10 protein-coding genes are annotated in these 18,059 nt (G+C 68.3%); 4 read left to right on the top strand and 6 right to left on the bottom strand.

Going from position 1 to position 18,059, the window contains the following annotated elements; genetic code table 11:
- Positions 1-134 precede the first annotated feature (134 nt).
- A complete protein-coding gene (locus ABD017_RS03130; protein WP_343880032.1) occupies positions 135-2,633 on the top strand; it encodes a glycoside hydrolase family 9 protein in 2,499 nt (832 codons plus the stop codon).
- Positions 2,634-2,654: 21 nt separating this feature from the next.
- Here the strand turns inward: ABD017_RS03130 and ABD017_RS03135 are convergent, their stop codons facing one another.
- The 5 genes from ABD017_RS03135 to ABD017_RS03155 all read right to left on the bottom strand — a co-directional run bounded on the left by ABD017_RS03135 (position 2,655) and on the right by ABD017_RS03155 (position 7,506).
- Positions 2,655-3,719 carry a GGDEF domain-containing protein gene (locus ABD017_RS03135; RefSeq protein ID WP_343880034.1) on the bottom strand — a complete coding sequence of 355 codons (1,065 nt, stop codon included), beginning with the start codon at positions 3,717-3,719 and terminating at the stop codon, positions 2,655-2,657.
- Positions 3,720-3,810: 91 nt separating this feature from the next.
- Positions 3,811-4,488, bottom strand: coding sequence for a glycosyltransferase family 2 protein (locus ABD017_RS03140; protein WP_343880037.1), 678 nt, complete (start codon positions 4,486-4,488; stop codon positions 3,811-3,813).
- Between the two features lie 178 nt (positions 4,489-4,666).
- Positions 4,667-6,013 (bottom strand): MFS transporter, encoded by a 1,347-nt coding sequence (locus tag ABD017_RS03145; protein WP_343880039.1) that lies wholly within the window; start codon positions 6,011-6,013, stop codon positions 4,667-4,669.
- A gap of 86 nt (positions 6,014-6,099) precedes the next feature.
- Positions 6,100-6,474, bottom strand: coding sequence for a nuclear transport factor 2 family protein (locus tag ABD017_RS03150; protein WP_343880041.1), 375 nt, complete (start codon positions 6,472-6,474; stop codon positions 6,100-6,102).
- Between the two features lie 12 nt (positions 6,475-6,486).
- Positions 6,487-7,506 carry an NADP-dependent oxidoreductase gene (locus ABD017_RS03155; protein WP_343880043.1) on the bottom strand — a complete coding sequence of 340 codons (1,020 nt, stop codon included), beginning with the start codon at positions 7,504-7,506 and terminating at the stop codon, positions 6,487-6,489.
- 76 nt (positions 7,507-7,582) lie between these two features.
- Here ABD017_RS03155 and ABD017_RS03160 point away from each other — a divergent pair, with 76 nt between their 5' ends.
- Positions 7,583-8,191, top strand: coding sequence for a TetR/AcrR family transcriptional regulator (locus tag ABD017_RS03160; protein ID WP_343880045.1), 609 nt, complete (start codon positions 7,583-7,585; stop codon positions 8,189-8,191).
- Positions 8,192-8,216: 25 nt separating this feature from the next.
- Here the strand turns inward: ABD017_RS03160 and ABD017_RS03165 are convergent, their stop codons facing one another.
- Positions 8,217-9,410, bottom strand: a complete 1,194-nt coding sequence (locus ABD017_RS03165; RefSeq protein WP_343880047.1) for an aminotransferase-like domain-containing protein — start codon at positions 9,408-9,410, stop codon at positions 8,217-8,219.
- Positions 9,411-9,622: 212 nt separating this feature from the next.
- Between ABD017_RS03165 and ABD017_RS03170 the strand changes: the two genes are divergently transcribed.
- Both ABD017_RS03170 and pbpC read left to right on the top strand, forming a co-directional pair.
- On the top strand, positions 9,623-15,631 hold the full coding sequence (locus ABD017_RS03170) for an MG2 domain-containing protein (RefSeq protein WP_343880049.1): 6,009 nt from the start codon (positions 9,623-9,625) through the stop codon (positions 15,629-15,631).
- An 11-nt stretch (positions 15,632-15,642) separates the two neighbouring features.
- Complete coding sequence (gene pbpC / locus ABD017_RS03175; RefSeq protein ID WP_343880051.1) at positions 15,643-18,039, top strand: penicillin-binding protein 1C; 2,397 nt, start codon at positions 15,643-15,645, stop codon at positions 18,037-18,039.
- The last annotated feature ends 20 nt before the right edge of the window (positions 18,040-18,059 follow it).

Below are 18,059 nucleotides of genomic sequence, written 5' to 3' on the forward strand. Positions count from 1 at the left end.
TCGACCGGAGGCGGATAACTTGCTCGCGAAAAATGGGACTGCTGCGGTTGCTTGCCGTGGACCGGATGCGTGGGCTAGTTTCTGGCGTTCAATCACGGCGAGGCCCAAGCGGACCGGCGCCCAGGGGATAGCTGATGAAACACATGCTTTCGATCACCATCGGCCTGCTGGCAATACTGTCGGCGGCGGGCACTGCCGCGGCGCGGGCCGAGCCGCAGCTGAAGCTCAACGACAAGGGTTATTTCGAGGCGCCGGGGCTGAACGTCACGGTGTTTGCCGACATCTATCCCGATGGGCACCAGACCGGCGTGACGGTGATCCAGCACGGCACGCGCGTGGCGGCCAACGGTGACCTGCGGCTGGAGCCGTCGCCGGGACAGTGGTCGCCGATGCCGGCGGGCGACGGCAAGCCGGTGGTCGACGCGGCGACGCAGACGGTCACGCAGACCTTGCACTACCCCGACGAGACGAAGAACCGCAAGGGCTTCAACCCGATCGATTACCCCGACCTGCATTTCAGCTACCGCGTCAGCGTGACGCCGCTGGACGGCGATGCGTTCAAGGTCAGCGTGGACCTGGACAAGCCGCTGCCCGCCGACTGGGAAGGCAAGGTGGGTTTCAACTTCGAGCTGTTTCCCACCGACCTGTTCGGCAAGAGCTGGTTGATGGACGGTACGACGGGCACGTTTCCACGCCAGGCCAACGGCCCGGTCAGTGACGACCACGGCCAGCTCATCACCGCCCCGATGGCCGAAGGCAAGACCCTGGTGGTGGCGCCGGAAAGCAGGCTGCAGCGCATGAAGATCGAGAGCCGCACGGGCCGGCTCGAACTGCTCGACGGACGCGGCAACCAGAACAACGGCTGGTACATCGTGCGCGAGATCACGCGTCCGGGCGCCACGAAGCATGCGGTATCGTGGATCATCACGCCGAACGTCGATCCGGCCTGGCGCGCCGCGCCGGTGGTGCAGGTGTCCCAGGTGGGCTATCGCCCGGGCCAGGCCAAGACCGTGGTGATCGAGCAGGACAAGCGCGACACCCGGGCCGACGCGCTGACGCTGTACCGGATGACGGCGGATGGCCCGAAGCAGGTGGCCGTCTATACGCCCAAACCGTGGGGCCACTTCCTGCGCTACAACTACCTCACCGCCGACCTGGATGCGGTGACCACCCCGGGCATGTACCAGCTGTCCTACCGCGGGCAGAAGACGCACGTGTTCCGCATTGCCGACGATGTCTACGATCGCGGCGTCTGGCAGCCCACGCTGGAATATTTCCTGCCGGTGCAGATGTGCCACATGCTGGTGAAGGAGAACTTCCGCACCTGGCACGGGCTCGACCATCAGGACGATGCGCGCATGGCGCAGGTGGGCGTGCACTTCGACGGCTATGCGCAGGGGCCCGACACGCTGACCCGCTACAAGCCCGGCGACCGCGTGCCGGGCCTCACTTCCGGCGGTTGGCATGATGCCGGCGACTACGACCTGCGCGTCGAGAGCCAGATGGGCACGGTATGGCTGCTGGCCAAGATGGTGGAGGAGTTCGGCCTCGACTACGACGCCACCAGCATCGACGAGACGAACAAGGTGGCGCACATCCACCAGCCCGACGGCATCAACGACGCGATCCAGCAGATGGAGCACGGCCTGCTCAGCGTGCTGGGCGGCTACCAGGCGCTGGGCCGCACCTATCGCGGCATCATCGAGCCGACGCTGGATCAGTACGTGCTGCTGGGCGACGTCTCCACCCAAACCGACGGGCTCGATTACGACAGCGCGCTGAAGCCGGGCCAGAAGACCGCGACCACCTCGTCCATCGCCGACGACCGCTGGGTGTTCACCGAGGACAATCCCGATCGCGAACTGGGCACGGCCGCGCAGCTGGCCACCGCCGCACGGGTGCTGAAGACGGCCAATCCGGCGATGGCCAGGCAATCGCTGGACGCCGCGCTCGACCTCTACCGCCACGCCATCGACCGCGCCGACGACCTTGGTGCCAAGGTGTTCGCGCTGGCGGAGCTGGCGAAGACCACCAACGACGCGGCCTATGTGCAGCGCCTGGTTGCGATGAAGCCGCAGATCGTGGCGCATATCGACAAGACCGGCGCCAAGCTGGCCGAGGCGATGCCGCTGATCCACGACCAGGCGTTCATCGACGAGGTCGGCGCGGCGGTGAAGGCCTACCAGGCCAGGCTTACGGCGGACGCCAGCAAGACACCGTATGGCGTGCCGTACGTGCCGTACATCTGGGGTGCCGGCTGGGACATCCAGAAGTTCGGCGTCGACCAGTACTTCTTCCGCAAGGCATGGCCGCAGTTCACGCCGGACACGCTGCAAATGGAGGCCCTCAACTTCGTGCTCGGCGTGCATCCGGGCGACAACCCCGAGTCGTTCGCCTCCGGCGTGGGGGCGATGTCCGCCACCGTGGCCTACGGCGCCAATCGCGCCGACTGGAGCTACATCCCCGGCGGCGTGATCTCCGGCACGGCGCTGATCCGGCCCGATCTGCCCGAGCTGAAAATCTGGCCGTACTTCTGGCAGCAGCGCGAATACGTGCTGGGCGGTGGCGCCACCAACTTCATGTTCCTGGCGCTGGCGGCACAGCATGAGGGGAGGGCGGCGCCGGGCAGGTAGCCGCCGGGTCGCGTTCGCCGCTCACGCCGATACCACGTTGCCGCCCTGCTTCTTGGCGCGGTAGAGCGCTTCATCCACCCGCTGCAGCAGGGCGTCGGCGGTGTCGCCATCGATCATCCGTGCGATGCCCACCGACGCGCTCACCAGCGATACCGGCTCGATGGACAGTTCGGCGATGGATGTCCGCAGTCGCTCGGCCAAGGCAGGCAGGGCGGTGGCATCGACGTCCGGCACGACGACGAGGAATTCCTCGCCGCCCCAGCGCGCCAGGCATTCGTTCTTGCGCAGCAGCTCCTGGCACCGCTGCGCCACGCGCTGCAGCACGCGATCGCCCACCGGATGGCCGTAGGTGTCGTTGATCGCCTTGAAGCGATCGAGGTCGAACATGATCACGCCCGCGGGAATCTTCCGGGTGAGCAGGTCCTGCAGCACCAGCTGGCAGAAGCGGCGGTTGTAGATGCGGGTCAGCGGATCGCGGTTGACCATCGCCTCCATCTGCACCTGCTCCGAGACCAGGTGCTGGATCCGGGCGGTCAGTTTGCGCTGCACCGGCAGCAGCACCAGGAACAGCACGAAGACCGGTCCATACGTCATCAACAGGTCGGCGCCACGCGGCGTGCGCATTTCCTGGGGGTGGGCAAACAGGTAGACCAGCACCGGCAGGGCCACCAGCAGCCAGCCGGCCACCACGATCGCCACGCCCTCCCGGGTCGGCAGGTAGATCATCGCCGTCACCATCAGGATCAGCAGCAGCGATGCCACCGGCGGGTAGATGTCGACCAGCCGCAGGCCAGGGGTCACGCTGGCCTGCCAGGTGTAGAACCACGCCGGCGCGACCAGCGCTGCCAGCGCAGCGGCCAGCGCCACGCGCATGATGAGCCCGACGCGATGCGGCCAGCGCAGGAGCATGGCCAGCAGGACGAGAAACAGGGCGGTCATCACCGGCGGGATGACCATGTCCAGCGGCCGGTGCACCGGCCCGATCCACGCAAGCACGGTCGCCGAAGCGCCGGCCAGCGACGTCAGCGACAAGGTGATGGTGCTTGCGCCCAGCAGGAGGCGTTCGCGGGATACGGTTGGCGCCATGGGAGGAAACCTTCGGCCAGCGCTGGAGTGTAGCCGAGGGCGGTTGGCGCGCGGGCCGGTGAGGTGCGGCGAAAGTGGAGCGATGCGTGGGTCAATCCACGGCCGCTTCAGCCATGGCATACGGCAGCGTGGCGCGTGTCCGCTGTGCCTGGCGGGCCGTGATGCTGTCGGCGTGGTCGCGGTGATAGACGTAGCTGCGATGCGTCAGCCAGGCGGTTCGCGTGCCCATGATCCGCAGTTGCGTCATCAGCGCGGCGTCCTCGGCGTAGCGGATCTCGGGAAAGCCGCCGGCACGCAGGATCGTCTCGCGCCGCACGGTGAGCATGCCCACGCCGATGCAGCGATCGACGTGGATCATCTCGCCCGGATGCAGGCAGCTGGGCACGAAGGGATTGCCCACGATGTGCATCGGCGACAACCACAGATCCGTGCCCGGTTGCGCGGCGATGGCGGCGCGGCGCAGCGCAAGATGGTCGGGTCGCAGCTCGTCGTCGCTGTCGAGGAAGGTGATCCACTCGCCACGCGCGTGCCCGAGCAGCGCATTGCGGCTCGCGGCGGGGCCGCGGTTGGCATGTCTCCAACAGCGCAGGCGCGGGTCGTGGCGTTTCCAGTCGCACAGCGATGCCCACGTGCCATCCGACGAGCCGTCGTCGGCGATCAGCAACTCCCATGACGGCTCGCGCTGCGCCAGCACCGACGTCAGTGCGCGGTCAAGCGATGCAACGCGGTTCCAGGTGGGCATGACGATGGAAAAGAACGGTGTCGGCATCGAACTCGGCGATTTTTGTGGAAGCGGCTCGCGGGCGAGCCCGCTGGCCACGCGCTTGTCCGCGCGGATGCGCAGCACCGTGGCTGCGAATCGGATGAGGCCGGTGCGCAAAAGGTTCCCGCCGGACCGCGCCACAAGGGGCCGTCATGCCGCCGTGGCGATGCCGCGTGGCGTGGTGCTAGCGCGGGTCGCCACCGACGCGGCTGGCGATCGTTGGCCGGTCCGCCGATCGGCGGCCCGCCGCGCCATGCCATTCCGGGTGCGTTTCCGGCATCGTCAGGAAAGCCGGAAGCACGACCAGGGCCACCACCGCGATCATCGCGCCGGGCACGGCATGCCAACCGGTCTGCCTGAGCAGGAGCTCGGCGAGGAAGGGCGTCAGGCCGCCGAAGATGGCGGTGGCCACGGTGACGCCCAGAGCCAGTCCGCTGAGCCGGCCTTCGCCCGGAAACTGCTCGGCGGTGGCCGGCGCGCCCACGGCACTCACGCCACCGGCGAGGCAGGCCAGCACGATCGCGCCGCCTGCTATCGCAACGTCACCGCCGCCACCCATCAAGCCGAACATCGCCAGCGGCAACAGCATGCTGGCGACGGCGAACCCCACCAGCACCGGCTTTCGTCCCACGCGATCGGACAGCGCGCCGGCCAATGGCGTGACCAGGATGACCGCCACGGCGGCAGCGCTGGACAGCCCCAGCGAACGGCCCTCGGCAACGGTGCCCGACGAGGTCAGGAACGCCGGAACGTAGGTGATGCCCACGTAGTAGGTGATCGAGCCCAGCGCCGAGATGGCGAAGGTGCGCAGCAGGGCGGGCTTGTGGTGGGCGAGCGTGTGGCGCAGCGGCGCGGAGGGCACGGTGCGTTGCCACACCTGGCGCAGGAAATCCGGCGACTCCTGCATGGTCGATCGCGCCAGCCACACACAGGCGGCCAGTGCCGCGCCCACGAAAAAAGGAAGGCGCCAGCCCCAGCTGTCGAGATGGGCGGCACTCATCAGCGCCACCGTCAGCGCGGACAGCGCCACCGCCAGCAATGCGCCGACTTCGCTGGCGGCCGATGCCAGCGAGGTGATCAGGCCGCGGCGATTCGCCGGCGCGCCCTCCAGCAGATAGGCCACCACGCCGGTGTATTCGCCGCCCACCGAGAACGCCATGAGACAACGCAGCCCGATCAGCAGCACGCCTGCCGCCGGCCCGATCGCGGCGTAGTCGGGCAGCAAGGCCGTGGCCAGCATCGCCAGCGTCATCAGCATCATCGACAACAGCAGGGTGTGCCGCCGCCCGAGCCGGTCGCCGATATGGCCGAACACCATCGCGCCCAGCGGCCGCATCGCATAGGAAATGGCAAACCCGCCCAGCGTCGCCAGCAGCGCGTTTTCGCCGCCCCCGAAAAACACCCGCGACAGCACCGTGGCGAAATACAGGTACAGCGTGAAGTCGTACCACTCCACCACCGTCGACAGCGCCGCCACGATCATGGAGCGGCGCGAAACCGGGGATGTGTTGTGCTTTTCGGGCCACGTCATGCGGGTGGGGGCGAACGGCCAGGCAGAAGTCCAATGGCCAGTCTATTGCGCATTGGACGGCGAGACGCGCCCGCAAGCCCATCGCTTCAAGTCGCTTCGGGCATCTTCTGGTGTTCGAGCACCAGCGTCGTCTCCTCGAGGCGCGCGAAGCGCCCGTCCGGATCGCGCGTCGCAAACACGTAGACCTCTTGCCGGATCCGCCCGCCGTCGCGCTGGAGCAGGTCGATGACATGCCGCTCGGCGTAGCGGTCGGCATCACCAAGCTCGTCGAGAACGGTGACCGTGGCGTGTGCGACCACGTCGCGGATATGGTCGATCCGGGCGAGGAACGTGGCGCGGTCGTCCCATGTCCCGTTCGTGCGCTGGCGGAAGTCGGAACTAAAGTGCCGGTCGGCCGCTTCGGCGGCGGTCAGCCGCCGGTTGTTGAGCAGGTCTTCGATGGCCGCTTTGAGGGTGGTCATGACAAGGCTCCATCAGCGGACCGTGAGCACGATCTTTCCCTGGATGTGTCCGTGGGCCGCCCGCTCGTGGGCCTCGCGCGCGTCCGCCAGGGCGAACGTGCTATCGACCGCGACGCGTACCGTTCCGCTATCGAGCAGTTTGCCGAGTTCCGCCAGTTGGGCGCCGCTTGAGCGTACCTGCGTTGCGGACACGGTGACGCCCAGCCTGCCGGCCTCATCCGCACCGGCGAAACCCAGCGGAAAGATCGGGAACAACGCGCCACCACGCTTGAGCGTGCGCAGGAAGCGCGCCGCGCCCGGACCACCCACCGCGTCAACGACCAGATCGATGTCGCGAACCACCTGCTCGGGCGCCGTCTTCGTGTAATCGATGAATTCATCCGCGCCCAGGTCGCGCAGAAACGCCTCGTGCTTGCCGGACGCCACCGCGATCACCCGTGCGCCCTTCCACCTGGCCAGCTGCACGGCGAAATGACCCACGCCGCCGGCTGCGCCGTTGACCAGCACGGTCTTGCCCGCCAGCGGCACCGGCGCGTGCGCGTGTGGCTGGAGCGGGTTGGGGGCGTCGTGGCCCAGTTCGATCATGAACTGCCAGGCGGTAAGCAGGGACATGGGTGCACCGGCGGCGTGCACGTGGTCCATGCCGGCAGGCTTGGTTGCCACTTCCGCCGCGGGCACCGCGACATACTCGGCGTAGGCCTTGCTGTCCCCGGCAAGGCCTTCGGGGAAGCGGGCCATCGAATACACCTCGTCACCGATGGCGAAACCGGCGACGTCATCGGCGACCGCGGCGACCACGCCCGACACATCCGTCCCCGGAATGATGGGCAAGGACATCGGCGGCCGCCATTCCGGCGGCAAGCTGGCGTACCCCTCGCGCAGATACCAGTCCGGTGGATTGACGCCCACCGCGTGCACGCGAATGAGCACTTCGCCGGGTTTCAGTGCGGGCAGCGGCGCGTCTTCGTAACGCAATACGTCGGGGCCGCCGAAGGCGTGCAACCGGATCGCTTTCATCGTGTTTGTCGGCATCAGCCTTGTCCTTCTATAATTAACGGAGCAGTGTTCCGATTATGCGGAGCAATGCTCCGCTTATCAAGAGGCCAGCATGCGATCCGATGCCAGGAAGAACTACGAGGACCTGCTCACCGTGGCGCGCACTGTCGTCGTCGAGCAGGGCGCCGGCGCGTCGCTGCGCGACGTGGCGCGAAGGGCCGGCGTCGGGCTCGGCACGCTTTACCGGCACTTCCCCACGCGCGAGTCGTTGCTCGAGGCCTTGTTGCGCGAAAGCTTCGATGGATTGACAACGGAGGCGATCGAACGCGAAACGTCAGCTTCGCCGGGCGACGCACTGGTGACGTGGCTGCGCGACGTGGTCACGCTGGCGAACGATTACCGCGACGTGGTGGCGTCGATGGTCGCTGCCATCGACGACGAGGACTCGGCACTCCATGCCTCGTGCGTCAGCATGAAGGCCGCCGGCGCAAGACTGCTCACCCGTGCGCAGCAAGCGGGCCTGGCGCGCACCGATATCGATGGCGCCGACCTGTTTGCGCTGGTGGCGGCGCTGGCATGGTTGGGCGACCAGCCGGCGCTGGCGTCGCGCGCCGATCACCTGTTTGGCGTCATTGCCGGATCGTTGCTGGTGAATGGCGCTGGCGCTGATCCAAAGGCGCGGAGCAAGGCGCGGGGCGTGGGCGGCAAGAGCCGCCGCTGAAACCCAGGCCGCAGGACTTGCGCTCTTACATCCGCTCGGCGATCAACCTGCCCAGCGTGGCGATGCCGTGGCGTATGCGCTCTGGCGGCACGGTCACGAACGACAGGCGCAGCGTGTTGGTTTCCGGCGCGTTCGCATAGAACGGGGCGCCGGGCACGAAGGCCACGTTCTCCTGGATCGCCGCTTCCAGCAGCTCCATCGCGACGATGTGCGGCGGCAGGGTGACCCAGATGAACATGCCGCCTTCGGGCCGCGTCCAGCTGGCGCTGGCGGGGAAGTGCTCGGCCATCGCGTCCAGCATCACCTGGCACTGGTTGCCGTACAGCTCGCGGATGGTGGGGATGTGGCGGTCGAGAAAGCCGTCCTTCACCACCTCGTGCACCACCATCTGGGTGAGCTGGGCCGTGTGCAGGTCGGCGGCCTGCTTGGCCCGCTCCAGGCTGCGCACCAGTGGCAGCGGCGCTACCACGTAACCGAGCCGGATGCCGGGCGTGAGCACCTTCGAGAACGAGCCCATGTAGATCACGCCGGCCGGGTTCATCGCCACCATCTTCGGCAGCGGCTCACCCTTGTACGACAGCGCGCCGTAGGGGTCGTCCTCGATCAGCGGCAGGCCCAGGCGGGCGCAGGTTTCCACCAGCTCGATGCGGCGCGCGACGGACAGCGTGCGGCCGGTGGGGTTCTGGAAATTGGGCAGCGCGTAGAGCAGGCGCGCGCCCTCGGCCACGGCGGGGATGGACGAGGGCACCAGGCCGTGCTCGTCCGTCAGCACGGAGGTGAATTCGGGGCGGTACACGGAGAACGCCTGCAAGGCACCCAGATAGCTCGGCGTTTCGACCAGCACACGGCTGCCCTCGTCGATCAGCACCTTGCCCAGCAGATCCAGCGCCTGCTGCGAGCCGGACACCATCAGCACCTGCTCCGGCACGATGGTCGCGCCGTCCTGCGAGAGCCGCTCGGCGATCCACTGGCGCAGCGGCGGATAGCCGTCCGTGGGGCCATACTGCAACGCCGTTCTGCCGGTGCTGGAAAGCACCTTGTCGAATGCCGCCCTCATCGCCTCCACCGGAAACGTGGCCGGCGAGGGCAGGCCGCCGGCAAAGGAGATGATCTGCGGCTGCTGGGTGACCTTCAGGATTTCGCGGATGAACGATCCTTGCAGTTGTCCGGCGCGCTCGGAAAAGCGCCACGCGATGGGGCTGGACGTTTCGCTGTTCATGCAAGGCTCTTCGGCAAGGTGGCGTCGGGCGATTATCCAACAAGCGCGCAACGGCGCGCTCGTGGTCGGGGCCCTTCTTGCCGACCTCCCGCCCGTGCACGCCCACCGATCGCCGCGCGTGTCCCCACATTGGCCACAATCGCCCGTTACTATCCGCACCAGCGCACACGCCCGCCCTGGCGGACGGCGCCTTCTGCTCAACGGGGAAGATCATGGATCTGCTGAAATGGCTGCTGATGCTGCCCTGGCGCGTAGTGCGCTGGCTGACCCGCCTGCTTGGCGCCGGCCTGCGGCCCGTGCTGGGCGACGTGAGCTGGGGCGCGCCGGGCTGGATGCATGTGGTGCGGCGCCATCCGCGCCGTTCCGGCGGCGCCGTGCTCGCCCTCGTCGGGCTGGCGCTGGCGGGCTGGTTTGGCTGGCAGTGGTACCAGCACCGGCCACGTCCGCAGCAGATGACGTTCGAGGTGACGGCACCGGCTGTCACCGACTACAGCCAGGACACGCCGGTCATCCAGCCGCTGGTGGTGACGTTCTCCGGTTCGGCCGCGCCGATCGAGCAGGTCGACAAGGCGGTCACCGAAGGGATCGCCAGCAGTCCCGCGGTGAAGGGGCAATGGAAGTGGACCGACGATCGCAGGCTCGTGTTCACGCCCGCGGCCGACTGGCCGGTGGGGCAGAAGTACACGGTGCGCCTGGACCCGCGCAAGCTGCTGGCGCCCCAGGTGCACCTGGCCGAGGATCATTTCGACTTTGCCACCGAGGCGTTCACCGCCACGCTGGGCGAGGGCGAGTTCTACCAGGACCCGCAGAACGCCAGTGCCAAGCAGGTGATCCAGAAGCTGGATTTCAACTATCCGGTGGACCCGGCACAACTGGAAAAACGCATCAGCCTGTCCAACGCCGATGCCGAGGGCAAGGCCACCACGCCGGTCAAGTTCAGCGTCACCTACGACAAGAACAAGCTGCATGCGTGGATCCACTCGCAGCAGCTGGCGCTGCCGCACGATCCGGGCCTGCTGCTGGTCAACGTGGATGACGGCGTCACCAGTTCGCGCGGCGGCGACGGCACGCGCGATGCGCTGCACGCGCGGGTGCGCATTCCCGGCCTCTACAGCCTCACGGTGGACGACATCAGGCCGACCCTGGTCGATGACGACAGGAACGAACCGCAGCAGGTGCTGGTGCTGAATTTCAACGGCGCGGTGCGCACCGACGAGGTTGCGCCGCTGGTCCATGCGTGGGTGCTGCCCAACCGCAAACCCGGCCAGCCCGATAGCGGTGACGATCGCCCATATCCGTGGAGCGTGTCCCAGGTCGGCGCCGACGTGCTGCGGCAATCGCAGGTGCTGCCGCTCACCGCCACGCCGACCGAGGAGAACTACCAGGCACTGCAGAGTTTCGGTTTCCACGCGCAACCGGGCCAGCGCATCTACGTGCGGATCGACAAGGGGCTGAAATCCTTTGGCGGCTACGTGCAGGGCCAGCCGGTGGCGCGGGTGATCACCGTGCCGGACTACCCGCAATTGCTGCGTTTCGTCGGCTCCGGCTCGCTGCTGTCGATGAGCGGCAGCAAGCGCATTTCGGTGGTGTCGCGCAACCTGCCGGGCATGCGCCTGGTGGTGGGTCGCGTGCTGCCCGAGCAGTTGCAGCATCTGGTCAGCCTGAACCAGGGCGACTACAGCCATCCGGAGTTGATGTACGGCTTCAGCGAGGACCAGATCGTTGAGCGCCAGGTGATCAAGCAGGGCCTGCCCGACGCCAGCCCGGCAAAGGCCAGCTACACCGGCGTGGACCTGGGCAAGTACCTGGCCGACGGCAAGCGCGGCGTGTTCCTGCTGCACCTGGGTGGCTACGATCCAGCGATCGAGCAGCGCGCCACGCGCGATGCGGCGCGCCGCTGCACGGCGGCGAAGCAACGGCTGGCGCCGGCAGCCGGCAGGTCGACGAACACCGCGGCATCCGCGGGCATTCCGGCCTGCGACCCCGTCGATGAAAGCGCCGGCAGCATGGACGACGCGCCCACCGACAGCCGCCTGATCGTGGTCACCGACCTGGGCATGCTGGTGAAGAAGGCCGACGACGGCAGCCAGGATGTGTTCGTGCAATCCATCCACGGCGGCGAGCCGGTGGCCGGTGCCACGGTGGCGGTGGTGGCGGTGAACGGCAAGACCCTGCTGTCGCGCACGACCGGCGCGGACGGCATGGCGAGTTTCCCCAGCCTGTCGGGCTTCGATCACGACCGGCGGCCGGTGATGCACCTGGTCACCCGCGGCGCGGACATGTCGTTCCTGCCGATTGGCGCCAGCGGGCGGGAGCTGGACTACTCGCGCTTCGACGTGGGCGGTGCGGACAACGCGCCGAACCCCGGCCGGCTGTCCGCCCACCTGTTCTCCGACCGCGGCCTGTACCGGCCGGGCGAGTTGATCCATGTCGGCCTGATCGTGCGGGCCGCCAGCTGGACGCGCAGCGTCGCCGGCATGCCGCTGCAGGCCGAGATCGTCGATCCGCGCGGCAACACGGTAAAGCAGTTTCCGCTGACGCTGGACCGCTCCGGTTTCGGCGAACTGGGCTACACCACGGCCGACACCGCGGCCACGGGGGCGTGGACGGTGAATCTCTACATCGTGCGCGATGGCCGCGCCGATACGCAGATCGGCAGCACCACGGTGCAGGTGAAGGAGTTCCTGCCCGATCGCATGAAGGTACGCGCCAGCCTGTCGCAAACCGTCGCCGAAGGCTGGGTGAAGCCGGCGCAGCTGCAGGGTGTGGTGGACGCGCAGAACCTGTTCGGCACGCCGGCGGCCAACCGCCGCGTGGCGGTGTCGATGAGCCTGCAGCCGGCGTTCCCCGCGTTCAAGAGCTGGGCCGGCTGGCACTTCTACGACATCCGCCGCGCCAGGCAGGGTTACCAGCAGGAGCTGCAGGATCAGCAGACGGACGCCCAGGGACACGCCGTGTTTCCGCTGGATCTGTCGCGTTACGAGGACGCCACCTATCAGCTGCACCTGCTGGCCAGGGTCTACGAGGCGGACGGAGGCCGCGCCGTGGCGGCGGCCACCGAATCGATGGTGTCCAACGACGATTGGCTGGTCGGTTACAAAAGTACGGGCAACCTCGACTACATCGACCGCGACGCGGTGCGCCGCGTGCGTCTGGTGGCGATCGACCCGCAGGCCAAGTCGATCGCGCTGCCGGGGCTCACCGCGCAAGTGGTCGAGCGCAAATACGTGTCGGTGCTGACCAAACAGCATTCCGGTGTGTACAAGTACGAGTCGCGGCTCAAGGAAATCCCGCTGCAGAAAAAGCCGCTGACGATTGCCGCCGGCGGCATGGATTACGCGCTGCCGACGGACAAGCCGGGCAATTACGCGCTGCTGATCCTGCGCGCCAGCGACGGCAAGGAGGTCAACCGGGTCGAGTATTCGGTGGCCGGCGCGGCCAACCTGTCGCGCTCGCTGGAGCGCAATGCCGAGCTGCAGCTCACCCTGGACAAGCGCACCTACCAGCCAGGCGACACCATCGAGGTGGCCATCCACGCGCCCTACGTGGGCAGCGGCCTGATCACGCTGGAGCGTGACAAGGTCTACGCGCACAGCTGGTTCCGCACCGACACCAACAGCTCGGTGCAGCACATCACGATCCCCGCGGATTTCGAGGGCAACGGCTACGTCAACGTGCAGTTCGTGCGCGACCCGTCCTCCGACGCGATCTTCATGAGCCCGCTCAGCTACGGCGTGGCACCGTTCCGCCTCAGCCTCGCCGCGCATCGCGACAATCTGGACGTGGATGTGCCGAAGCTGGTCAAGCCCGGCACCACCGCCACGTTCAAGCTGCATGCGGAGCAGCCGGCGAAAGTGGTGCTGTTTGCGGTGAACGAGGGCATCCTGCAGGTGGCGCGCTACGAGCTGGCCGACCCGCTGGAGTACTTCTTCCGCAAGCGCATGCTGGGCGTGTCGACCGCGCAGATCCTCGACCTGATCCTGCCCGACTTCGAGAAATTGATGTCGCTGACAGCGTCCACCGGTGGCGACTCCGACGCGGCGATCGGGCGGCAGCTGAACCCGTTCAGCCGCAAGAAGAAGGCGCCGGTGGCGTACTGGTCCGGCATCGTCGACGTCGATGGCGAGAAGGATTTCCACTACGCCGTACCGGACGATTTCAACGGCACGCTGCGGGTGATGGCCGTGGCGGTGTCGCCCGACCGCATCGGCACTTGGCAGGGCACCACCACCGTGCGTGGCGATTTCGTGTTGTCGCCGAACGTGCCGACCACGCTGGCGCCGGGCGACGAGGCCGAGGTCAGCGTGGGCGTGGCCAACAACCTCACCGACATCGGCAAGCAGGCGGTACCGGTGGCGGTCACGCTGAAGACGGGCGCGGGGCTCACCGTGGTGGGCGCGGCCACGCAGAGCATCGACCTGGCGTCGATGCGCGAAGGCGTGCTGCTGTTCAAGGTCAAGGCCACCGACACGCTGGGATCGGCGGATCTCGCCTTCAGCGCCAGCCACGGTGCGCATTCGGCGCGGCAGACGGTCGACCTGTCGGTGCGGCCGAACGTGCCGTATCGCACCTCGATCTCCACCACCCGGATCAAGCCGGGCAGCCAGGCGGACGATGCCACGCTGCGCGCGATGTATGCGCCGTATGCGCGGCGCGATGCGGTGCTGTCGTCCTCGCCGGTGGTGCTGGCGCGCGGGCTCACCAGCTACCTCATCAACTATCCCAACTACTGCACCGAGCAGATCATCAGCGCGGCCATGCCGCGGTTGATCGTGGCCAACTGGGACGCGGCCCCCGCGTTCGCGCAGGCCTTGCAGCCGGCGTTCGAGGGCAAGCCGGTCAGCAACGCCAGGGCGCTGGCCGATTTCATCGGCACGCTGGAAACGCGCCAGAACGATGCCGGTGGCTTCGGCCTGTGGTCGGCCACGCCGACCTCGCTGCCGTTCGTGTCCGCCTACGCGATGAACTTCCTGCTGGAGGCGCGCGAGCGCGGCGTGGCGGTACCGCAGAACGTGCTGGACAACGGCAACGCCTACCTGCGCGAGCTGGCGGCGGACGACAGCCTCACCTCGCTGGCGCAGCTGCGCGACCGCGCGTATGCGATCTACCTGCTGACCGTGCAGGGCAACGTCACCACCAACCAGATCGCCGCCGTGCAGCAGCGCCTGGAAGCGCTGTACGCGAAACAGTGGCGCAGCGACCTGGTCGCCGCGTGGCTGGCGGCCTCGTACAAGTTGCTGCAGCAGGACGATGAGGCCGGCAAGCTGATTGCCGGGCCGATCAAGGTACTCGAACGCGGCAAGCCGGACAGCGACAGCTTCGACTTCGCCGAGTACTACAGCCCCGCGGTGCGCGATGCCAGCGTGCTGTACATCGTGTCGCGGCAATTCCCGGCGCAGGCCAAGGCACTGCCGCCGCAGGTGTTCGAGAACATCGCCTGGCCGCTGCAGCAGAACGACTACAACACGCTGTCGTCGGCGATGACGATCCTGGCGCTGGACAGCTATGCCGGCATGGAGCCGGGCAACCTGGCCAAGCTTTCCATCGAGGCGGTGGACGCGGGTGGCGCGGCGACGTCCATCGGCAAGGCGCAAGGCCACCTGCTGCAGGCGCAGGCATGGGCTGCGGCGACGGCCAGGCTGCGCTTCGTCAATCAAAGCACGCAAAGTGCATGGGGCGTGCTGACCCAGAGCGGCTACGACCGCCAGGCGTCCGCCAAGGCGATCAAGCAGGGCCTGGAGATCGTGCGCGACTACACCGACGACAAGGGCCGGCCGCTGGACAAGGTCACGGTGGGGCAGGAGATCGACGTGCACGTGAAGGTTCGCGCCATCGGCGACCAGGCGCTGGACAACATCGCGGTGGTGGATCTGCTGCCTGGCGGCTTCGATCCCGTGCTGCGCACGCCGCCACCGGCAACTGCCGACACCTCGGATGACGACGAGTACGCCGATGGCGACGACGACGCCCAGGCGCAATGGACCTCGCCGCTGGGCCTGGACAGTTCCAGCTGGCACGCCGACCACGCCGATGTGCGCGAGGATCGGGTGGTGATCTACGGCTCGGTCTCGTCCGACGTGCGCGAGTTCGTGTACCGGATCCGCGCCACCAATGCGGGCCGTTTCCGCATTCCGCCGGCCTATGCCTCGGCCATGTACCGTCCCGATGTGCAGGCCGAAGCGCCCGCCGCCGGCGTGCTGACCGTGGTGCGACCGAAGTGAGCTGAGGGCGCGTGCGCACGGCGTGGGCAAGCGCGGCGCGCACCGCGGCAGGGCGCTGGGTGCGCCGCTGGCAGAACGTGCTGGCGGCGCTGGGGCTGGTCGCGGTGATCCTGGTCGGCTGCCGGCTGTGGCCGCATCCGTCGTTGCGCGATGCCTTGCCACGATCGACCGCCATCCATGACGATGCCGGCCGCCTGTTGCGCCTCACGCTGGCCAGCGACGAGCAGTATCGGCTGTGGACGCCGCTGGCGGAGATTTCGCCAGCGCTGATCGACGCCACGCTGATGCACGAGGACCAGTGGTACCGCTGGCACCCGGGTTTCAACCCGTGGGGGCTGCTGCGCGGGGCGTGGGTCACCTATGTGCGCCATGGGCATCCGCAAGGCGGTTCCACCCTCACCATGCAGCTGGCGCGGCTGCTGTACCGGCTGGACACGCGCACGCCGCTGGGCAAGCTGCGCCAGGTGGCGCTGGCGGTGCGGCTGGAGTTGTCCTACTCGAAGCACGACATTCTCGAGGCCTACCTCAACAGCGCGCCGTATGGCGGCAATATCCAGGGCGTGGGCGCCGCCAGCCTGGTGTATTTCGGCAAGCCCGCCGCGCGTCTGACCCTGCCCGAGGCGTTGACCCTGGCGGTGATCCCGCAGGACCCCTCGCGCCGGCTCGACAGCCGCCACGGCCCCGACGCCAGCGTGGTGGCGCCGCGCCTTGCCGCCGCGCGCGACCGGCTGTTCCGGCGCTGGCTGCGCAAGCATCCCGAGGATGCCCGATGGCGCGCGGTCTTCCGCATGCCGCTGGCGCTGCGCACCGTGGCGCAACTGCCGTTTGCGGCGCCGCACGCGGTCGACCAGTTGATCGCCGCCGCGAACGCGCGCGGCGATCCGCTGCCGTCGCAGGTGCGCAGCAGCATCGATCTCGGCCTGCAGCAGTTGCTGGAACGGCAGGTGCGCGGTTACGTGCGGCACATGGCCGGCGTGGGCGTGCGCAACGCCAGCGCGATCCTGGTCGATACGCGCGACATGGGCGTCAAGGCGCTGGTCGGTTCGGTCGACTATTTCAACGAGGACATCCACGGCCAGGTCAACGGCACGCTGGCGCCGCGCTCGCCCGGTTCCACCCTGAAACCCTTCATCTACGGGCTGGGGCTGGACCAGGGCGTGCTGGGGCCGCAGACCGTGCTGCGCGACGTGCCCAGTTCGTTCGGGCCGTACACGCCGGAGAATTTCGACGGGCGTTTCCTGGGGCCGGTGACGGCCACCCAGGCGCTGATCCACAGCCGCAACATTCCGGCCGTGTGGGTCGATGCGCAATTGCGCGATCCGGACCTGTACGGCTTTCTGCGCCAGGCCGGCGTGCGGAACCTGGCCAGCAGGCAGCACTACGGCCTGGCGCTGGTGCTGGGTGGCGGCGACGTGACCATGCAGGACCTGGCGCGCCTGTATGCGCTGCTGGCCAATCGCGGCGTGCTGAAACCGCTGCGCCTGCGCCAGGACGCGCCACCGGTGCCGGGCAGGCGGCTGCTGAGCGAGGCGGCCAGCTTCATCGTCACCGATATGCTGGAGCAGAACCCGCGCCCGGGCACCACCTTCGGCAGCCGTCCCAGTACCGCGCCGGTGTTCTGGAAAACCGGCACCTCATGGGCGTTCCACGACGCCTGGACGGCGGGCGGTTTCGGCCCGTACGTGCTGGTGGTCTGGGTGGGCAATTTCGACAGCACGCCCAACCCGGCGTTCGTCGGCATCGACGCGGCCGCGCCGCTGTTCTTCCGCATCCACGACGCGCTGCTGGCCGGCCATCCCGATCTGAAACCGCCATCGCGTCCGTTGCCCGATGGGGTCAAGCGCGTGCGCGTATGCCTGGCCACCGGCATGCTGCCCAGCCGCTGGTGCCCGGCCACGGGCTGGAGCTGGTTCATTCCCGGCGTCTCCCCGATCAAGGCGGGCAACGTGTACCGCCCGCTGGTGATCGACAACGCCAGCGGCCTGCCGGCGTGCCCGCCGTACGCCGCCGGCTCGACCCGCACCGAGGTGTTCCAGTACTGGCCGTCGGATCTTGCCGCCGTGTTCGCCCGCGCCGGCATCCCGATCCGCAAGCCGCCGCACAACCCGGCCTGCGCCGATGCCGGCCGGGCGCAGGGCGATCCGCCGGCGATCACCTCGCCCTTGCGCGGCGCGTCGTACGCGTTGCGGCTGGACCGCCCCGAGGGCAACGCCGTGATGCTTGCCGCCACCAGCGACGCCGACGTGCGCGCGCTGTACTGGTTCGTCAACGATGCCTACGTTGGCCGTGCCACGCCGGGGCAGGCATTGACGTGGCAGCCCGTGCGGGCCGGCACGTATCAACTGCGCGTGGTGGACGATCACGGCCGCAGCGACGCGCGCCGGCTGGACGTCGGCGTGGTGCAGTGAGGGTGGCGGCGAAAGCCTGC

It is taken from the genome of Rhodanobacter caeni (assembly GCF_039523575.1).
Lineage (GTDB): Bacteria > Pseudomonadota > Gammaproteobacteria > Xanthomonadales > Rhodanobacteraceae > Rhodanobacter > Rhodanobacter caeni.